This is a genomic window from Streptomyces flavochromogenes, assembly GCF_000717595.1.
In the GTDB taxonomy this organism is placed as follows: domain Bacteria; phylum Actinomycetota; class Actinomycetes; order Streptomycetales; family Streptomycetaceae; genus Streptomyces; species Streptomyces flavochromogenes.
Genome location: NZ_JNZO01000001.1, coordinates 162,981 through 181,438, shown reverse-complemented (window position 1 = coordinate 181,438; position 18,458 = coordinate 162,981). Strand labels below are relative to the sequence as shown.

Sequence of the window (18,458 nt, the reverse complement as noted above, 5' to 3'; positions counted from 1 at the left end):
TCGCCGCGATCTTGATCGACCATCGTGGTCATCCACAGGGTGCCGTCATCGGAGCGGCACGTGCGCCTCGCGGGGGAGTCGGCACATGAGCAGGTTTCGGGCAGTCGTGGCTTCGGCGGTTCTCGCCTCGTCCGTGGCGGTGACGCTGACGGGCTGCGGCTCCACCGAGCCGACGGACGCCGTGGGATCGACGGAGCGGCCCCCGGCCGGGAAGGTGTCGGCGGGACACTCCTCCGGCGGCCCGGCCACCGGCGGCGGAGAGGCCGGGACCTCCCCGGCCGCCGGGAAGCTCGCCGCCGATCCCGGCATCCGCTACACGGCCATCGCCGTCCCGGAACTGGAAGGCCTCGTCTGCGACGAGGGCGACGGCGGCTTCCACTACGGCAGCGACCTCGACATGAGCGTCACCGGGGACGACGGCCTCAAGGAGATCGAGGGCGACAGCCAGGACATCGCCGGCGAGGTGTCCTGCTTCGGCAGCCCGCGCAACGTCCTCCGCAAGGGCACCATGTCGGCGTCGGCGCCCATGTTCACCGCCAGGACCCACCTGTACGAGAACGTGCCCGACCCCACCGCCGCGCTGAACAGGATCTTCGACGCGTCCGTGGACCTCGCCACGGGCTACGGCCGCAACTTCACCGGCAAGCCCCGGACCGTCACGAGCAGCACCCTCGTCGTGAAGTGCCGGCAGAACGTCACCGACACCTTCCCGATGACCACCTGCTTCTGGGCGAACTACGGCGCGGCGGGCGTCGTGGACTTCTTCCCGGCGGACTCGGAGTACATCCCCGTCGAATCCGCCGTCCCGTGGACCCGGGCCTTCGTGGCCGGCGCGCTGCGGAAGTAGCCGGCCCGGGTCACGCCGGCCCGCCCGTCAGGCCTCGGCCAGGCCCCCGCGCGCGATGACCTCCGCGTACCAGCGGGCGCTGTCCTTCAGCGTCCGCCGCTGCGTCGCGAAGTCCACGTGCACGATGCCGAACCGCTTGCTGTAGCCGTACGCCCACTCGAAGTTGTCCAGGAGCGACCACAGGAAGTACCCCCGGACATCGGCCCCGTCCGCGAGCGCGCGGTGCACGGACGCCAGATGCGCGTGGAGGTACGCCACCCGCTCCGGGTCCTTCACGTTGCCCGAGGGGTCGGCGTAGTCGTCGTACGCCGCACCGTTCTCGGTGATCACCAGCGGTACGTCCGGCAGCTCGTCCCGCAGCCGGATCAGCAGCTCGTGCAGACCGTCCGCGTCCACCGGCCAGTCCATCGCCGTGCGCGGCCCCGGGGCCGGCTCGAACCGGACGTGCCGCTCCGCGCCCGCCCACGGCGAGGGCGACTCCGAGCTGCCCGCCCCGACGACCGAGGGGGAGTAGTAGTTGATGCCGAGCGAGTCGATCGGCGCGGCCGCCGTCGCGAGATCGCCGTCCCGCACGAAGGACCAGTCCGTGACCGACGTCGTGTCGCGGACCAGGTCCTCCGCGAGCCTGCCGTGGAAGACGGGGTCGAGGAAGATGCGGTTGCCGACCGCGTCGATCCGGCGCGCCGCGTCCAGATCCTCCGGCGCCTGCGAGCAGGGCCTCACCGCGTGGAGGTTGAGGGTGAGCGACACCTCGGACGTGCCGGGCAGCGCCCCGCGCAGGGTGCGCGCCGCGAGCCCGTGCGCCAGGTTCAGGTGGTGGGCGGCCCGGAGCGAGGCGAGGGCGCTGGTGCGGCCCGGGGCGTGCACGCCGTTGCCGTAGCCGAGGAAGGCGGCGCACCAGGGCTCGTTGAGCGTGGTCCAGGTCGCCACCCGGTCGCCGAGGGCGTCCGCCATGATGGCCGCGTATTCGGCGAACCGGTACGCGGTGTCCCGCTGCGGCCAGCCGCCGGCGTCCTCCAGCTCCTGCGGGAGGTCCCAGTGGTAGAGCGTCGCCACCGGGCGGATCCCGGCGTCGAGGAGACGGTCGGCGAGCCGCCGGTAGAAGTCCAGCCCCTTGCGCACGGCGGGGCCGCGCCCGGTGGGCTGCACCCGGGGCCAGGCGATCGAGAAGCGGTAGTCGGTCACGCCGAGCCGCCGCATCAACTCGACGTCCTCGTCGACCCGGTGGTAGTGGTCGGCGGCGATGTCACCGGTGTCACCGTTGCGCACCTTGCCGGGCGTACGGCTGAAGGTGTCCCAGATGGAGGGAGTGCGGCCGTCCTCTCCCGCCGCCCCCTCGATCTGGTAGGCGGCCGTGGCGGTGCCCCAGCGGAAGCCCTCGGGGAAGCGGAGGACGGTCGTCGTGTCGGTACGGGCGTCGAGCGCGGTCATGGGATGGGAACTCCCTGGAGTGAGAGGTCTGGGGGATGGGAGGAGCGGTGCCGTCGGGGCCGGGCGGGGCGGCGGGGTCAGCCCTTGACCGCGCCCTGCATGATGCCGCCGACGATCTGCCGGCCCAGCAGGCCGAAGACCAGGAGTACCGGCAGGGTGCCGAGCAGAGTGCCCGCCATGATCACGGACTGGTCGTGGACGTATCCGCCGCCGAGCTGGCGCAGGGCGACCTGGACCGTGGGCTCGGAGGACGTGAGGGCGACGACGGGCCAGAAGAAGTCGTTCCAGGCGGCCATGAAGGTCAGCAGGCCCAGGACGGCCATGCCGGGCCGGGCGATCGGCACCACGATCGACCAGAAGATGCGGGCGGTGGACGCGCCGTCGACCCGCGCCGCCTCGATCAGCTCGTCCGGCAGCGTCTGCACCAGGTACTGGCGCATGAAGAACACCCCGAACGCGGACACCAGGCCCGGCAGGATCACCGCCTGGAGCTGGTTCACCCAGCCCAGCTCGGCGATCAGCATGAACAGCGGGATCACGCCCAGCTGCGGCGGGATCATCATCGTGCCGATCGTGATCGCCAGAAGCGCGCCCCGGCCCCGGAAACGGAGCTTGGCGAAGGCGAAGCCGGCGAGCGTGCAGCACAGCACGGTGCCGAGGGTGATCGAGCCGGACACGATGAGGGAGTTGAGCAGTGCCTTGCCGATGTCCGCCTCTTCGAGGACCGCCTCGAAGTTGCGGATCAGGTTCGGGCCCGGCAGCAGCGTCGGCGGCACCTTCGCCAGGTCGGCGTTGGAGCGGCTCGCCGCGACGATCGTCCAGTAGAAGGGGAACGCGGAGAACAGGACGGCGACGATGAGGATCCCGTACGCGAGCGGGCCCGCGTGCAGGGTGCGGCCGGCCCGGGAGGGGCCTCGTGTCACGGTGGAGCCGGGCGTGCGACCGGCCCGGGAGGGGCTTCGCGTCACGGTGGAACCGGGTGCGGTCATCGGCCGGCCTCCTTGCGGGAACGGCGGCGCGCGATCAGGGCGTTGACCCCGACGAGCACCACGATGAGCAGGAACATCACCCAGGCGATGGCGGCGGCCCGGCCCAGATGGAAGAAGCCCCAGCCCTGCTCGTACATGTACAGGCCGAGCGTCTGGTACTGGTGCGAGATGCCGCCCGAGACGGACCCTTCGAGCAGCAGCGGCTCGCCGAACAGCTGGGTCGCGCCGATCGTCGAGACGATGACGGTGAACAGGATCGTGGGCCGCAGACCCGGCAGCGTGACGTGGAAGAACTGGCGCCACCGCGAGGCCCCGTCCATCGCGGCGGCCTCGTACAGCTCATGGGGGATCGACTGCATGCCGGCCAGGTAGATCAGCGCGTTGTAGCCGGTCCAGCGCCAGATGACGACCGTCGACACGGCGATCTGCGAGGCGAGCGTGCCGTTCTGCCAGTCGACGGGGTCGATGCCGACCAGGCCGAGCGCGTAGTTGATCAGACCGAAGTCCCGCCCGAAGAGCTGGGCGAAGACGAGGGTGGCGGCGGCCACCGACGTCGCGTACGGCAGGAGGACCGCGGTCCGCAGGAAGGTGCGGCCGCGCATCTTGTAGTTCAGCAGATGCGCGAGTCCGAGTGCCATGACGAGCTGCGGCACGGTGGAGAGCACACCGATGGTGAACGTGTTGCGCAGTGAGAGCCAGAAGTACTCGTCTCCGAAGAGCGCGGTGTAGTTGCCGAGGCCGCGCCACTCCATGTCGCCGGGCGTCTGGAGCTCCACCCGGTAGAGCGAGACGAAGGCCGTGTAGAGCAGTGGGAAGAGCCCGAAGGCGACGAACAGGGTGAAGAACGGGGCGAGGTAGGCGTACGGCGAGAACGACTGCCAGGCCCGCCGGGCGGACCCCCGCCGCGCGGGCGGCGGGACCGGCTTCGGCGGGGCCGGCGTCTCGGATGCGGTGAGGGTCACGGCGCGGCCCTTCGGAGGAGTGGAGGAGACGTGGGGAGGAGGGGTGTCGGCGGGGGTCAGCCGATGGTGTTCTCGACGCCCTTCTTCGCGTTCGACCAGGCCTTGTCCGGCGAGGTCCCCTTCCGCTCGACCTCGCTCAGCGCGTTCGTGATCTGCGTCGTGATGTTCTGGTCGTGCACGCCGAGCACCTGGACCGGGGCCGCCTTCGCCGCGTCGCCGAAGATCTGCCCGATGGGGGCGTCGGAGAAGAACGGGTCCTTCGCGCCGGAGACCTTCTCGATCGCGCCCGTGGCGGAGGGGAAGTTGCCCTGCTTCTGGAAGAGCTTCGTCTGCTGCTCGGGAGCGGTGAGCCACTTGACGAGCTCGTATGCCTCCTTCTTGTGCTTCGCGGCCTTCGGCACCGCCAGGTACGAGCCGCCCCAGTTGCCGGCGCCGCCGGGGAGCGTGGCGACGTCCCACTTGCCCTTGCCTGCCTCACCGGCCTGGCCCTTGATGTAGCCGAGCATCCAGGCGGGGCAGGGGATGGTGGCGAAGGAACCGGCGGCGAAGGCCTGGTTCCACTGCGGGGACCACTGGTCGAGCTTGGCGGTCAGCCCGTCCTGGGCCGCCTGGACGGCGTGGTCCCAGGCGTTGCGCAGCGCGGGGTTGCTCTCCCAGATCAGCTTCCCGGAGGCGTCGTAGTACCGCTCCTTCTCCTGCCCGATGATGATCGAGTAGAGGCTGCCGGTGCTGTCGATCCAGGCGCTCTTGCCGGTGGCCTTCGCCTTGTACTGCTTCCCGAGGGCCAGGTAGCCGTCCCAGGTGGACCACTTCTTGGCGAGCTCCGCGCGGTCGGTGGGGAGCCCGGCCTGCTTGAAGAGGTCGGTGCGGTAGCACATCGCCTCGGGCCCGACGTCGGTGCCGAGGCCGAGGACCTCGCCGCCCTTGCCGCCGGCGGCGGCCCACTTCGCCGGGGCGAACTGGTCCTTGAGGGAGTCCGCGCCGTACTTCCTGAGGTCCTCGAACCGGTCGGCCTGCTGCTGGGTGACGGAGGCGATCCGGCCCACCTCGATGCCCTGCACGTCGGCGAGGCCGGCCCCGCCGGCGAGCCGGGTCTGGAGGGACTTCCAGTAGTCGGCCTCGTCCTCGGTGTCCGTCTGCTTGATGGTGACACCGGGGTGGAGCTTCTCGTACTCGGCGTAGAGCCCGGCCTCCTTGTACCCGAAGGAGCCGAACAGGTCGACGGTGAGGGTGACCTCGCCTCCCGCGCCGTCGGTGGACGTGTCGTCCGACGCACCTCCGCAGGCGGCGAGCAGGGCGCCGGTGAGTGCGACCGCCCCCAGGCGGACGACGGCTCTCCTGGCGGCGGTGGTCGTGACGGCGGCTCGGGCGATGGGCATGGGAAGCCTCCCTTGGCTCCGGAACGAGCGAGAGCGACTGAGAGCGCTCTCAAGCGTGCGGGGGGAGCGTGCCTGGGGCGGAGCCCATCCGTCAAGGCTCGAAGGCGTAACGGACGGGAAGAGCCGTCAAGTCCGGCCTGTGTTCAACCTCTTGACACACGTGTTTCGGCGGTTTTACGTTTCCGGCGTCTTGAGAGCGCTCTCTCGCAGCGTTCGCCCAAGCGTCCACCGCGAGATCGCCCCCACTCCCCGCGCATCCCCTCTCCCCGCGCATCCCCTCCGTGCCCCACTCGTCGCGAACGACATGAGGTGCCGTACATGCCAGCCCCCCGCACAAGGCCGGCCGCCGCGCTGGTCCTGGTCTCCGCCCTCGCCGCCCTGGGACTCGGCCCCGCCGCCGCCCCCGCGGCAGCGGCCACCGTGCCCACGGGCGCCGGAAGCTACTCCGACACCCGCCCCGCCGGAACATCCGGCCCCACCACCAACACCGGCGCCCCGGTCACCCCCAAGGTCACCGCCGCCGCCCAGGGCAAGCCGGTCCCCACCAACGACTGGTGGTCCTCCCTCGCCTTCCAGCGCTACGGGGACAACCCGTACTCCACTCCCATGTACGGCCACCCCCTCACCTACCAGGCCGTCGCCGGCGGCCTCGAACTCGGCTACCCGACCACCCCCGCCGTCGTCGGCGACGGGCGCCAGTACGAGTTCGCCCACAAGGCCGACCTCACCCTCGGCCTCACCGGGCTCAACTCGCCCGACACCAAGGCCGACGCCTGGTCCGACTGGACCGTCACCCCCTACTGGTCCGACGGCGCCCGCACGCTGCGCACCACCATCGGCCACGGCATGCCCTTCGTGTACGCCAAGGGCACCGGCGGCGACGCCAGGGTCACCACCGCCGGCACGCCCGCCGTCTTCGCCGACCAGGGCAACGTCCTCGGCATCACCGTCGCGGGCCACCACTACGCCCTCTTCGCTCCCAGCGGCACCGACTGGACCGTCTCCGGCTCCAGCATCACCGCCGGGCTCGGCGGCAAGGACTACTTCTCCGTCGCCGTCCTGCCCTCCACCGACGCGCTCGCCACCTACCGCAAGTACGCCTACAGCTTCGTCACCGGATCCACCGTGAACTGGAGCTACGACACCGGCACCGTCCGCGCCACCTACGCCCTCACCACCGAGGCGAAGGAGGGCACCGAGCGCGGCGCCCTCCAGGCGCTCTACCGTCACCAGTGGCTGAACACCACCGACCCGCTCACCCCGTACACCTACGTGTCCCCCCGCGGCACCATGAAGGTCCGGGAGTCGGCCTCGTTCACCACCAGTCAGAAGGCGGCCGCCACCCTGCCCGGACTTCCGGGCGGCAGCGGCGTCGACACCGCCCGCCTGCGCGGCTATCTGAACGAGGTCGCGAACTCCGCCGACCCCTTCTCCGGGGCCGTCGAAACCTACTGGACCGGCAAGGCCCTCGGCAAGCTCGCCCAACTGGTGCCGCTCGCCGACCAGATCGGCGAGACCGCGCTCCGTGACAAGCTCCTCGGCCAGATCAAGGGCCGGCTCCAGGACTGGTTCACGGCCGGCGGCGCCAGCGAGTTCTCGTACGACACGGCCTGGAAGACCCTCACCGGCTACCCGGCCTCGTACGGCAGCGACACCGAACTCAACGACCACCACTTCCACTACGGCTACTACGTGTACGCCGCCGCGATCGTCGCCCAGTACGACGCGGGATGGGCCGCGGACTCCGCCTGGGGCGCGATGGTGAAGACCCTGGTCCGCGACACCGCCAACCCCAGCCGCACCGACACCGCCTTCCCGTTCCTCCGCGGCTTCGACGTCTACGCCGGACACAGCTGGGCCAGCGGACACCAGGGCTTCGCCGCCGGCAACAACCAGGAGTCCTCCTCCGAGTCGACCAACCTCAGTGCCGCACTCGTCCTCTGGGGGTCGGCCACCGGCAACACCCAGCTCCGCGACCTCGGAACGTACTTGCTCACCACCGAGGGCGAGGCCATCGCCCAGTACTGGTTCGACGCCGACCAGCAGGTCTTCCCCGGCGCCTTCCAGCACGACACCGTCGGCATGGTCTGGGGCAGCGGAGCCGCCTACGCCACCTGGTGGACCGCCAACCCCGAGGAGATCCACGGCATCAACGTCCTCCCGGTGACCGGTGGTTCACTCCACCTCGGCGGACACAAGGACGCCGTCCGCCGCAACATCGCCGAGATGGAACGGGAGAACCCCGGCCCCGCCGTCGAATGGCGCGACATCCTCTGGGAGTTCCAGTCCTTCGCCGACCCGGCAGCGGCCAAGGCCAAGTGGGACGCGGGCAACGCCGGCTACACCCCGGAGGCGGGCGAGTCCAAGGCCCACACCTACCACTGGCTCACCGCACTCGACACGCTCGGAGCCCCCGACGCGACGGTCACCGGATCCATCCCCACCTCCGCCGTCTTCAGCAAGGGAGGCACCCGGACGTACGTCGCCCACAACCACGGCACCAGCGCCCGCACCGTCACCTTCTCCGACGGCAAGTCCCTTTCCGTGCCCGCGCGTTCCACCGCCAGCGGCACGGGTACGGGCGGCACCGATCCCGACCCGGACCCGGGGCCGTCCACCGGCAACACCTTCCAGCTCCGCACGGGCGGCGCGCTCACCACGGCCACCGGCGCCACGGCGGGCAGCGACACCGTCCTCTCCGCCCAGGGCGGCAACCACGACGGCACCCCCAACCGGCCGGTCGTCTACGAGGCCAGGGGAGTCAACGGCACCCTGAAGGCGGGCGGTTCCACCGCCTTCCGCCTCCAGATCGACGCCGGCACGGCCGTCGGCCTCGGCCAGCAGGCCCGGATCAGCTACGACCTCACCGGTGACGGCACCTTCGAACGGACGGAGACGTACCACTACTTCGCCACCGACCCGGTGACCGGCTGGGAGGAGTACGCCCAGTCCCGCGGTCTCAAGTCCGCCACCGGAACACTCGGCAACCTGACCGGCGGCACGGTGCGCCTGGAGGTCTGGAGCGCGATCGGCAACGGCGACTCGCGCGTCCAGACGGGCACGGACCGGTCGGTGGTGGTCATCCCGTACGACTGACCGTCCGAGCTCCCGGAGAGCGGAGCGGCGGGCCGGGTTCCTCCTCACCCGGCCCGCCGTCCCGTATGCTCCCGCCGTCCCCGTCCGCCGGTTCAGGCCGAGTCGCGGAGCACGAGCGACGTCGGAGTGATGACGGACGCGGGGGGCACGGGCCCCGTTCCGTCGAGCAGTCGCATCAGGAGCTTCACCATCAGCCGGCCCATGTCCTCGATGTCCTGGTGCACGGTGGTCAAGGACGGGGACGTCCTGCGCACCACCGAGGCCATGTCGTCGAAGCCCACGACCGCCACGTCCTCCGGCACCCGCACACCGCGCTCGCGCAGCGTCAGCAACGCGCCCGAGGCCATCAGGTCGTTGGCCACGAACACGGCGTCGACATCGGGCCGCCGGTCGAGCAGCTCCGCCATCGCGCGGGCGCCGCTCTCCTCGGTGAAGTCGCCCCGGGACAGCAGTGTGGGATCGGCGTCGACCAGAACGTCGCGGTATCCGTGGAGGCGGTCGAGTGCGGACGTCTGGTCGTCCGGCCCTGAGATGTGGGCGATGTTCCGGCGGCCGAGATCCACCAGATGCCGCACCGCCTCACGGGCGCCCCCGCGGTTGTCGCAGTCGACGAACGGCACGGCCGGACTCGTACCGGGAGCCGGCCGCCCGCCGTACACCACCGGGATGCGGGTCCGGTCGATGACGGCCGGCAGCGCGTCGTCGTTGTGCAGCGAGAAGGCCAGCGCGCCGTCGACGTGCCCGCCCCCGAGATAGCGGGCGATCCGGTCGTGGTCCCCCGGACCCTCCACCCACAGCAGCACCAGCTGGGCGTCGTGCGCGGTCAGCTCCCGGCTGATGCCCCGTACCTGCTGCTCGAAGAACGGGTCCGAGAAGATCCGGAACTCGGGCTCCGCGATGATCACCGCCACCGCGCCGTTGCGCCGGGTGACCAGCGTGCGGGCCGCGTGATTGGGCACGTAACCGAGCTCGTCGACCGCCCTGCGTACCTTCTCGACCAGCGGCGGCCGCACTCCCGCGCCCCCGTTGACGACCCGCGAGGCCGTGGCGCGGGACACGCCGACGCGAGCGGCGACGGCTTCCAGCGTGGGGCGGGGCCCCGTGGTCTGCTCGGGCAAGGCGTGCGCTCCTCGGCTGCGTGGGTGCGTCTGGGGTGTCCGCGTGCGGTGTGCGTTCCCGTGGATCAGGATATCTGTAGCCCCCACCCTCTGAGAGCGCTCCCAGAACGAACGCCTCCCACCCGCTCCTCCGGGAGCCGGTACGACGGTGGGACCGTCCCCGCGGGAGCCGGTGCGACCTGGGGCCCGCCCCGGCACGAGCCGGTGCGGTGGTGCGTCTCTCGGGACGGGGACGTGCGGCGCGCGCCCCCGTCCCACGGTGAACACCCCGCCGTTTCGGGCCTGTCAGTGGTGCGTGCGACGATCCAGCCATGATCGCCTCGCTCGAAGCCCTGGTGCCCGCCAAGGGCCGCACGCACGTCTCGACCACGTACGCCGACTGGGTCGCCGCCCATGACCCGGACGCCGCGGCGGCGGCCCGCGACCTCAACGAGGCCATGGGGGCCGAACTCGGCCGGTCCTGGACGAAGCCCGGCGCGTTCGTCGACGCCATGGCGTGGAGGGCGCGGCAGTTGCCCACCGCGCACCTGCCGTGGTTCTGGGACACCGTCGGGCATCGGCTGATCGGTTACGGGAGCCGCCCCGGCGGCCGGGCGTACGTGGCCGCTCGGGCCGCCGAGGCCGAGCACGGGCTGGCCGTGGATCCGGCCTACCGCCGGGCCAACGGCCTGTTGTTCGCCGGGGGCGGGGCCATGCCCGCCAAGGAGTTCGGGGCCCACCAGAAGTTCCTCGCCGAATCGCTCGAACCGGTCGAGGCGTACGCCGCGCTCGGAGCGTTCCTGACCGCCTGGGCCGGTTCGAAGGCCGATCTCCCGGCCGACCTCGTGCGCCGGGTCCGGGCCTCCGCCAAGGCCGCCGGGCACAAGGACGACGAGGTCGCGCGCGTGGTCGGCACGATCCTGTCGGTCACCCGGAAGAAGTCCGTGCCGGACGCCCTTCTCGCCGGCGCGGAGCCGGTCCTGACGGCACACCCGCCGACGGACGAGACCGCCGCCGGACTCGTCGAGGTCTTCCCCGAGAGCGTCACCGACGGCGGGGCCTGGCTGCGGGTCCTGATCGGGTGCGGCGCCACGGAGGCGATGGAAGCCGGACGGCTCGTGCCGGAGGGCGGACTGCACCAGTGGGTCGGCCACTTCGTCCACATGTACCAGTACACGCGCGCGTCCGGCGGCGGAGTCACGCGCCAGCAGCTGCCGCCCGAGTTCCTCGACCTCGTGGGCAGGCTCGGGCCGCGTCTGCGGGCCGCGAGCGACGCCGTGACCCTGCACACCACCCGCCACCACTACCAGGGCTTCGACGCCGACGTCCTGGACGCCTGCCTGGCCGCCGGCGTCACCGTCGTCGACCCCGGCCCGGCGACCCGGATGCGCTTCTGGGGGGAGCGGTCCCGGCGGGACCTCGGCGCCCTCGCCGCCGACCCGGTGTTCGGCCCGCGCCTCGAAGGCACCGTGCACGCCCGCCTGAAGCCCACCTGGTACGGAGCACCCGCCCGCAAGCCCGGATCGGCCGTGACTCTGCTCCCCGGCAACGAGGGCATCGCCCACGAGGTGGCCGTGCGGGTCGGCAAGCTCGTCGACGCCGTCGGGGGCGGCGGCATGGCGGGCGCCGAGGAGTCCGTCGCCGAGCTGGAGACCCTCCTCGACCGGCCGACGGTGACGGCACTCGGCGGGATCGGCGACGCCCTCGCGGGCGCGTCCGCCGGCGGCGCGCTGCGGCGCTCGCTCGCGGCCGGCCTGCCGGAGGAACTCGCCTGGCCCGCGCTCGAAGCCGTGTACGAGGAGTTCGCGGCCGACGCCACGGACCCGGCCGACGCCGTCGGTGCGGCCGGAAAGCCGAAGACGGAAGGTGCGGCCGATCCGCTCGCCGCGGCCGACCCGCTCAGCGCGGTCGACGCGATCGGTGCCGCCGGACTCCCCGGCGTGGCCGGGGTGACCAGCACCTGGCCCGTGCTCACCGTCTTCGGGCGCGACCGCGCCGTCGCCGTCGCCCCGGACGGAGTGCGCGGCTCCTGCCGGTTCACGGTGCCGGAGAACGCGACGATGTTCGCCGTCCACTACGTCGGCGGTTCGTTCCTCGTCAGCTGGAGCGTCGAGCCGCGCCCGTACTCCTGCGACACCGCCGTCTGGGCAGACCGCCCCGAGGAGCCGTTCACCCCGGAGGAGCGGGGCGGCCTCGTCCCCTTCGGCGGCAGCCTGGACGGGGCGTACGGCTTCCAGTTCGAGACCGCCGACGGAGGCGGGCGGCACGGCGGTCTCCGGGTGACCCGGCCCGGCGGCACCGAGGGCATCGACCGGGAGGAGCTGCAGCTCGGCGACGGCGCCCGGATCTGGACCAACGCCGTCTACGGGCGACGGCCGTGGGAGGTCGTCGACCCGGTCACCGGCGAACGGCAGGGCGCGACACCGCTGCCCGACTTCCCGGGCCGCCCCGCGAGCACCGATCCGGCCCTGGAGCCGTCCGAGGCGGACAAGACCCTGGCCCGTGAGGCGCTGCAGCTCGCGCCGCTGCCCGCCGGCATGACCGACTCCTCGCTGGGCAGCCGGGACGGACTCGTCGGCACCCGGGTGCTGTTCCGCACCCGCTACCGCGACAACGCGCCGGACCACTACCTCCTGGAGAGCATCGACGGGCGCAAGGCCCGCTTCGACATCGACCGGCCCGGACAGGAGCCCTGGGGCCTCTGGGCGGCGCCGGAGGGCGCCGTGGAGGACGTCGTCCTCGCCGAGGCGCAGACCCGTACGGGCGTGCGCGCGTACGCCGCCGACGGCGTCCTGCTGTGGGAGCTGGACGGCCACCACTCGCCCGCCCACCCGCGCGTGACGCCGGCCCGGCGCGCCACCGTCTCCCACGGTGTGGCCCTGCCGCCCGCTTTCTGGTACCTGCTGCGGACCAGGGACACAGGCGGTTCCAAGGCGCTGCGGACCGTGGAACAGACGACGGCCGACACCCTCCTGGCCGCCGCCCTCGACGGCGCGGAGGCACTGCGCGATGCCGTGGCACGGGAGTTGCCCGAGGTCACCGCCCCGGCTCTGGTCGAGGCCGTCGTCGCGGTGGCCGAGCGTGCCGCCCGCGTGGAGGAGCGACGGCGCGCCCTGCACCGGCGCGTCACCCTGCTCGCCGAGGCGCCGCCCGTCCTGCCGAGCCGCGCGGTGCCGGACACCGAGCTGATGCCAGCGCTGTGCGGCCTCGTCGTGGACGGGAAGGGCGACACCTGGCGGCGGAGCCGGGACGTCGCCCAGCCCGCGACCCTGAGCGCGCTCGCCGCCGACGGCGCCTGCCTGGCCGGGACGATCGTGGAGGAGGTCCGGCGGCTCTCGCCGCCCTCCCTGCCGCACGACTGGTCGCAGCTGCTCGGCGCGATCGACGCCGTCGCCTGGCGTGCGGCGGTCGCACCGACCCCCGACCCGGAGCGGGCCGCCCTGCGCGCGCTCCTGGAGACCTGGGCCGACCAGCCGTTCGCCCGCGAGGGCGGCCGGTGGTGGGTCGGCCGTACGCCCGGGTCAGGGCCCCTGGACGGACTCAGGGAGGGCGGGACCGCCGTGGCGTCCGCCGCGCGGTGGGACGCAGGGCAGGCCTGCTGGTTCGTCGCCCCCGCCGCCGAGGCGACGGACGACGACCCCGTGCCGGCGGCGGTCGCCGACGCCCGGCTCGTCAGGGTGGACCGGGACGACGCGGCCCGGCTGCGGGCCCTCCTCGCGGCGATCGACGCCCACGGACCCCTCCCCGTACCGGAGTCGGCCGCGGCGCGGTTCGCCGAACTGACGGGCGTACGACGGCCCGTGGCCCGGCTCGTGGTGGCCGGACTCGTCGGCCGCGCCGACCGGGACGAGGACCGCGCCCTCGCCCGCAAGGCGCCGTACAAGGCAAGTCCGATGACGGCCGAGGCCTACGAGGAGCTCCGCGCGCGCCTCGGCGGCGCCGGCCGGAGGGCCGTCCTCGCGGCCGCGCTGCCCGACGACCCGGCCGAGCTGTGGCGGCCCGGCGGAGTCGGAGCGGCCGTGGAGCGCATGGCGGAGGTGTGGCGGGAGCGGATCGGCGGGCTGGCCGCCGTGCACGACGAGGCGGCCGACACCCTGGAGGCCGACCTCGGCCTCTCCGAGGTGTGGGCACGACGCCTCGCGGGCGGCTACGAGGCCGCCGGGGACACGACCGTACCCGCGGTCGACTGGGACCTCGCGGCACCCCGGTACGGCCTGGGCGTGGAGGTGAGGGCCCTGCCGCCGGCGGGACCCGAGCTGCCCTACGGCACCCCGGTCGGCCTCGCGATCGAGCGGATCGCGAGTGCACTGGTCTGGGCGTGGACCGACCGGCCCGTCGGCGACCCCGCGACGGCCGGCGCGACGGCCCTCCACGAGCGGCTGCGGGCCGAACTGTCCCGTCCGGAGCTCCTCGTCGAGCTGCCCGGCGGGCGCGTCCAGGACACCTCGGCGCGGATCGCCGAGCGGTTCGGGCCCGCGACGCTGCCCGTGTCCCTCGACCGACGGAAGGAGGAGGGCGAGATGCCGGCCATGACGGCGTACGACTCCGGCCCCCTGGTGGTGTGCGCACCCGGCGGCAACGCCTTCCTGCGGCCCGCCGAGGCCGCCGATCCCGAGGTGTGGCGCCGGGTCCGCGAGACCACCGACCTCGCGGAGGAACTGGACCGGGTGGCACCGCTGCTCGCCGGCGGCGGGCTCGACCGGATGATGCTGCGGGCCGGTTCCGGAGCCGTACCGGACGGCGCGTACGAGGCGGACCCCCGGCAGTCCTGCCCGGAGCTGGTCGCGCGCGCGGCCGACGAGCTCGGCGCCGGGACCGACGCCGCCGCCCTGTACCTGCAGCTCGCGACGCTGGCCGCGCCCACCGACCGGAACGTCCGCAGGTGGAACGGCTGGACGACCAAGCGGCACGCGGAGGTCCGGGCGGAACTCCTCGCCACCGGAGCGGTGCTGGAGGCCAAGCGGGCACGGGCGGGCCGGACCCTGTTCCTGCCCGGCGAGTGGACCGAGCTGAAGTCCCCGCACCTTCCCCTGGAGAAGGTGAAGCTGGCGAGCCACCGGGTCCGCCCGATGTGGGGCAACCAACTCCGCTCCCCGTTCGTACGGCTGCTGCCGACGGCCCCGCTGCACGAGATGTTCGCGGAGGCGTGGGAGCGGGAGCGACGGATGTGAGGCGGGTGGTGGGGGTCCCGGCCCGGTCGTCGTCGAGTCCCGACGAGGTGCGCGGCACCTCGATCCCGGCGAGGCCGATGCCGGTGACCCCCGCCGCCGGCGCCCTGGGCTCCGTCTTCTGCCGCTCCCCAACTCTCTTGCACCGTAAGGCGGTCGGCCGTTACGGTGCCGAGCCGTCAGCCATCATGGAGAACGCACGCGCCGTTACCGAGCGCCCACCGAGAGGGTCCCCCGCGATGAGTCTGCGGTTCACGCTTCAGCCCAACCCCGCTCCCACGAGTGCCGAGCGGCGCGCGGAGATCCTCACCGACCCCAAGTTCGGCCAGTACTTCACCGATCACATGGCCCGCGCGGTGTGGACGGCGGACCGCGGGTGGAACGACGCGGTGGTGGTTCCGTTCGCCCCGATCCCCATGCACCCGGGAGCCGCGGTCCTGCACTACGCGCAGGAGATCTTCGAGGGGATGAAGGCCTACCGGCACGCGGACGGATCGGTCTGGACGTTCCGCCCGGAGGCCAACGGCGAGCGGTTCGCCCGCTCCGCGCGGCGCCTGGCCCTTCCCGAGCTCCCGTTGCCCGCCTTCCTCGAATCCGTCACGGCACTCGTCCGCGCCGACGAGGTGTGGGTGCCGACCGGTGAGGAACAGAGCCTCTATCTGCGCCCGTTCATGTTCGCCTCGGAGGCCTTCTTCGGTGTGCGGCCCGCCGCCGAGGTCACGTACATGGTGATCGCCTCGCCCGTCGGCCCGTACTTCTCCGGCGGCGTCAAGCCCGTCTCGATCTGGCTCTCCAGGGAGTACACCCGCGCCGGGCGCGGCGGCACCGGGGCCGCCAAGTGCGGCGGCAACTACGCGGCGAGCCTCGCGCCGATGCTGGAGGCCGGCGAGCACGGCTGCGACCAGGTCTGCTTCCTGGACGGCACCGAGGGCCGGTACGTCGAGGAACTCGGCGGCATGAACCTGTTCTTCGTCACGGACGACGGCCGCCTCGTCACGCCGGAGCTCGGCACCATCCTGGAAGGCGTGACGCGCGCGTCCATCCTCGCCCTCGCCAAGGAGATGGGCCTCGACGTCGAGGAACGGGCCGTCGAGATCACCGAATGGCAGGAGGGCGCGCGGACCGGCGCGATCCGCGAGGTCTTCGCCTGCGGCACCGGTGCGGCGGTCACCCCGGTCGGGCGACTCGTCTGGACCGACGGCGAGGTCGTCGCCCCGGACACGGGCGCCGAGGACTCGGTGACGATGCGCCTGCGCCGCCGTCTGGTGGACCTCCAGTTCGGCCGGGCCGAAGACCCCCACGGGTGGATGCGGCGCCTCGTCTGACCGCGGCGGCCGCGGCGGCCGGCTGCCGTAACGCTCCACGTACGGGTGCCGGCGGCCGTCGGGGCCGTACCGCGGCCCGACGGTGCTCGACCGCCCGCAGTCGTCCGGGAACGCGGAACCGCCCCGTACGCCGGGGCGTACGGGGCGGTCGCTGCGCGGTCCGCGCCGGGTCGTGTGGCCGGTCAGCCCGGGACCGGCGCCCCGACCGGGGCCGGAGCGTCGGCGGTGGACGTCCGGACGGCGAGGACCTTCTGGGCGAGGGCGCCGAAGACCACGCCGAACACCGCCCACAGCACGGCCTGGACGGCCAGCGAGGCCAGCCTGAACTCCCAGAGCAGCGCGGCGGGGAAGCCCGCCTTGACCGCGTCGTCGTTCGCGGGGAGCAGCGCGAAGGCGACACCGGTCACGACGACGAACCCGGCCGCCGCGACCAGGGTCGCGTTCCAGTTGCCCAGTCGCGGTGCGAGGCGCCGCCCCGCGATCACCGCGGCCAGCGCGAGCAGCACACTGAGCAGGATCATCAGGAAGAACAGCGTGGTGCGCTTCCCGATCGTGTCCGGATTGCCGACGGCCGGTGGCGTGGCCGGATACTTCAGGAACGGCACCAGATAGACGGTGGTGAAGGCCGCCGCCGCGGTGAGCGCCGCCGTCGCCCGCGGGCTGAACCGGCCGATGCGGCCGAGCGCGAAGGAGAAGGCGAGCGCGGCGATACCGCCGAGCGCCACCCCGTACACGAGGACACCGGTGGCCAGGCCGAAGGTCGACTGGACGGGGCGGCTGACCGCCTCCTCCTCTTCCTCCGCGGCTTCCGCGGCGGCCGTGCCGCCGTGGCCGGCGTGGGCCCCGGGAGCGGCGTGCGCCTCCTGGGCGGCCTGGGCCTCCTCGACGGCGATCGCGCCGTTCACGGGGGGCTCACCCACCACGTAGGCGACGGCGAAGGCGAGGAGACCGGCGATCAGGCCCGCGAGCATGCCACGGACCAGCAGGGATCTGACAGTTGAGGCGTGCATGTGCGTATCGCCTCTCAGTGGCAGGGGAAGCCGAGCAGATGACGACCGTCGTGCACCCACTCGTGCACGTCGGAGCCCGCGATCAGGGACGTGGCACCCTGCTCGGCGCCCACGAAGTACAACGCGATCAGCGCGAGAAGGCCGACGAAGAACGCCCAGGGCAGAACGGCCCGGACGGGCAGCGGGGCCGGAACGGCCACGGAAGGGGCGGGTACGGTTGCGGAGACGACAGCCTCGGCCATGATGGAACCTCCTGCGGGAACTCGCGTCCCGGACGGTGGTGCAGGACGACGGTCCACGGGTCTGACTCACCGTGTCACCGCCTCCGGATCGGAAGGGCGGGGCCCGGCTCACAGTGGCGCGACCGTGCCGGATTCTCACCGGACTTCCGTCTCGCCGTCGTCACGCTGTTCAAATGTCGCCCGACCGTACCGCGCACCGGGTACGCCGCCAAGGGCGTGAGGCCTGAATCACGTTCGCGCGCCCCCGGGGTGATGACCCCGGCTCTGCGCGGTCGGCCCGGCGGCCCGGCGCTACCCTGGGCGCCGCCCCAGGACCCGACCGAGAAGGAAGCCGATGACCGTCCGGCTGACGCTGATCTCCCCCGCCACGAGCGGATCACCGCGCGACGTCGGGTTCGACGACGACAGTCCCCTCGACCCCGAGGGAATCGCCCGGGCCGAGTCCGCCGCCTCCGCCGTCGACCCGTCCTCGCGCGCGTACACCTCGCCCTCGTCACGCTGCCGCCGGACGGCGGAGGCCCTCGGGCTCTCGGCGGAGCCGGTGACCGCACTCGCAGGCTGCGCCATGGGGCGGTGGCGGGGACGGACCCTCGCGGCCGTCGCCGCCGCGGAGGAAGCTGCGCTCGGCGTCTGGCTGTCCGACCCGACGGCGGCCCCCCACGGCGGGGAGTCCTCGCGCGAGTTGCGGATACGGGTCGGGGCCTGGCTCGACGGACTGCGGGCAGGCTCGGGGCGCGTCACGGTCGTGGCAGAACCGGACGTGATCCGCGCGGCCCTCGTCCACGCCCTCGGGGCACCGGACGAGGCGGCCCGGCGGCTCGACGTACGCGCCCTGACGGCCGTGCACCTGAGCGGGCGCGCCGAGCGCTGGAACCTGCGCGTAGGCGACCCGCTCGGGCCCGCCTAGCGGGT

12 protein-coding genes are annotated in these 18,458 nt (G+C 73.1%); 5 read left to right on the top strand and 7 right to left on the bottom strand.

Annotated features, from left to right (window positions below):
• Positions 1-85: 85 nt before the first annotated feature.
• Complete coding sequence (locus IF00_RS0100625; protein WP_158710414.1) at positions 86-847, top strand: hypothetical protein; 762 nt, start codon at positions 86-88, stop codon at positions 845-847.
• Positions 848-874: 27 nt separating this feature from the next.
• On the opposite strand, the gene IF00_RS0100620 is transcribed toward IF00_RS0100625, so the two are convergent.
• The 4 genes from IF00_RS0100620 to IF00_RS0100605 form a co-directional block, all read right to left on the bottom strand.
• Complete coding sequence (locus IF00_RS0100620) at positions 875-2,278, bottom strand: GH1 family beta-glucosidase (RefSeq protein WP_030313002.1); 1,404 nt, start codon at positions 2,276-2,278, stop codon at positions 875-877.
• Between the two features lie 77 nt (positions 2,279-2,355).
• On the bottom strand, positions 2,356-3,267 hold the full coding sequence (locus IF00_RS0100615) for a carbohydrate ABC transporter permease (protein ID WP_030313001.1): 912 nt from the start codon (positions 3,265-3,267) through the stop codon (positions 2,356-2,358).
• Positions 3,264-4,229: a carbohydrate ABC transporter permease gene (locus IF00_RS0100610; RefSeq protein ID WP_030313000.1), complete on the bottom strand. Its 966-nt coding sequence runs from the start codon at positions 4,227-4,229 to the stop codon at positions 3,264-3,266. The genes IF00_RS0100615 and IF00_RS0100610 overlap by 4 nt, the downstream gene beginning before the upstream one ends.
• Before the next feature lie 56 nt (positions 4,230-4,285).
• Positions 4,286-5,608 carry an ABC transporter substrate-binding protein gene (locus IF00_RS0100605; RefSeq protein ID WP_030312999.1) on the bottom strand — a complete coding sequence of 441 codons (1,323 nt, stop codon included), beginning with the start codon at positions 5,606-5,608 and terminating at the stop codon, positions 4,286-4,288.
• A gap of 318 nt (positions 5,609-5,926) precedes the next feature.
• Between IF00_RS0100605 and IF00_RS0100600 the strand changes: the two genes are divergently transcribed.
• The gene (locus IF00_RS0100600) at positions 5,927-8,704 is read left to right on the top strand and encodes a glycosyl hydrolase (protein ID WP_030312998.1); all 2,778 of its coding nucleotides are present in this window, start codon (positions 5,927-5,929) and stop codon (positions 8,702-8,704) included.
• A gap of 92 nt (positions 8,705-8,796) precedes the next feature.
• Here the strand turns inward: IF00_RS0100600 and IF00_RS0100595 are convergent, their stop codons facing one another.
• The gene (locus IF00_RS0100595) at positions 8,797-9,822 is read right to left on the bottom strand and encodes a LacI family DNA-binding transcriptional regulator (protein ID WP_030312997.1); all 1,026 of its coding nucleotides are present in this window, start codon (positions 9,820-9,822) and stop codon (positions 8,797-8,799) included.
• 311 nt (positions 9,823-10,133) lie between these two features.
• On the opposite strand from IF00_RS0100595, the gene IF00_RS0100590 reads away from it, so the two are divergent.
• Entirely contained in the window at positions 10,134-14,972 is a 4,839-nt protein-coding gene (locus tag IF00_RS0100590; protein WP_030312996.1) for a hypothetical protein, read from the top strand.
• Between the two features lie 236 nt (positions 14,973-15,208).
• Positions 15,209-16,294, top strand: coding sequence for a branched-chain amino acid aminotransferase (locus IF00_RS0100585; protein ID WP_030312995.1), 1,086 nt, complete (start codon positions 15,209-15,211; stop codon positions 16,292-16,294).
• 182 nt (positions 16,295-16,476) lie between these two features.
• Here the strand turns inward: IF00_RS0100585 and IF00_RS0100580 are convergent, their stop codons facing one another.
• Complete coding sequence (locus IF00_RS0100580; RefSeq protein WP_030312994.1) at positions 16,477-17,304, bottom strand: CbtA family protein; 828 nt, start codon at positions 17,302-17,304, stop codon at positions 16,477-16,479.
• Between the two features lie 14 nt (positions 17,305-17,318).
• Positions 17,319-17,546: a CbtB domain-containing protein gene (locus IF00_RS0100575; protein WP_030312993.1), complete on the bottom strand. Its 228-nt coding sequence runs from the start codon at positions 17,544-17,546 to the stop codon at positions 17,319-17,321.
• A 334-nt stretch (positions 17,547-17,880) separates the two neighbouring features.
• Here IF00_RS0100575 and IF00_RS0100570 point away from each other — a divergent pair, with 334 nt between their 5' ends.
• Positions 17,881-18,453, top strand: a complete 573-nt coding sequence (locus IF00_RS0100570; protein ID WP_030312992.1) for a histidine phosphatase family protein — start codon at positions 17,881-17,883, stop codon at positions 18,451-18,453.
• The last annotated feature ends 5 nt before the right edge of the window (positions 18,454-18,458 follow it).

Excerpts from the sequence above, each read along its gene's own strand:
- IF00_RS0100590 (WP_030312996.1), top strand. The coding sequence starts at position 10,134 with ATGATCGCCTCGCTCGAAGCCCTGGTGCCCGCCAAGGGCCGCACGCAC.
- IF00_RS0100585 (WP_030312995.1), top strand. The coding sequence starts at position 15,209 with ATGAGTCTGCGGTTCACGCTTCAGCCCAACCCCGCTCCCACGAGTGCC.
- IF00_RS0100600 (WP_030312998.1), top strand. The coding sequence starts at position 5,927 with ATGCCAGCCCCCCGCACAAGGCCGGCCGCCGCGCTGGTCCTGGTCTCC.
- IF00_RS0100620 (WP_030313002.1), bottom strand. The coding sequence starts at position 2,278 with ATGACCGCGCTCGACGCCCGTACCGACACGACGACCGTCCTCCGCTTC.
- IF00_RS0100625 (WP_158710414.1), top strand. The coding sequence starts at position 86 with ATGAGCAGGTTTCGGGCAGTCGTGGCTTCGGCGGTTCTCGCCTCGTCC.
- IF00_RS0100570 (WP_030312992.1), top strand. The coding sequence starts at position 17,881 with ATGACCGTCCGGCTGACGCTGATCTCCCCCGCCACGAGCGGATCACCG.
- IF00_RS0100575 (WP_030312993.1), bottom strand. The coding sequence starts at position 17,546 with ATGGCCGAGGCTGTCGTCTCCGCAACCGTACCCGCCCCTTCCGTGGCC.
- IF00_RS0100580 (WP_030312994.1), bottom strand. The coding sequence starts at position 17,304 with ATGCACGCCTCAACTGTCAGATCCCTGCTGGTCCGTGGCATGCTCGCG.
- IF00_RS0100615 (WP_030313001.1), bottom strand. The coding sequence starts at position 3,267 with ATGACCGCACCCGGTTCCACCGTGACGCGAAGCCCCTCCCGGGCCGGT.
- IF00_RS0100605 (WP_030312999.1), bottom strand. The coding sequence starts at position 5,608 with ATGCCCATCGCCCGAGCCGCCGTCACGACCACCGCCGCCAGGAGAGCC.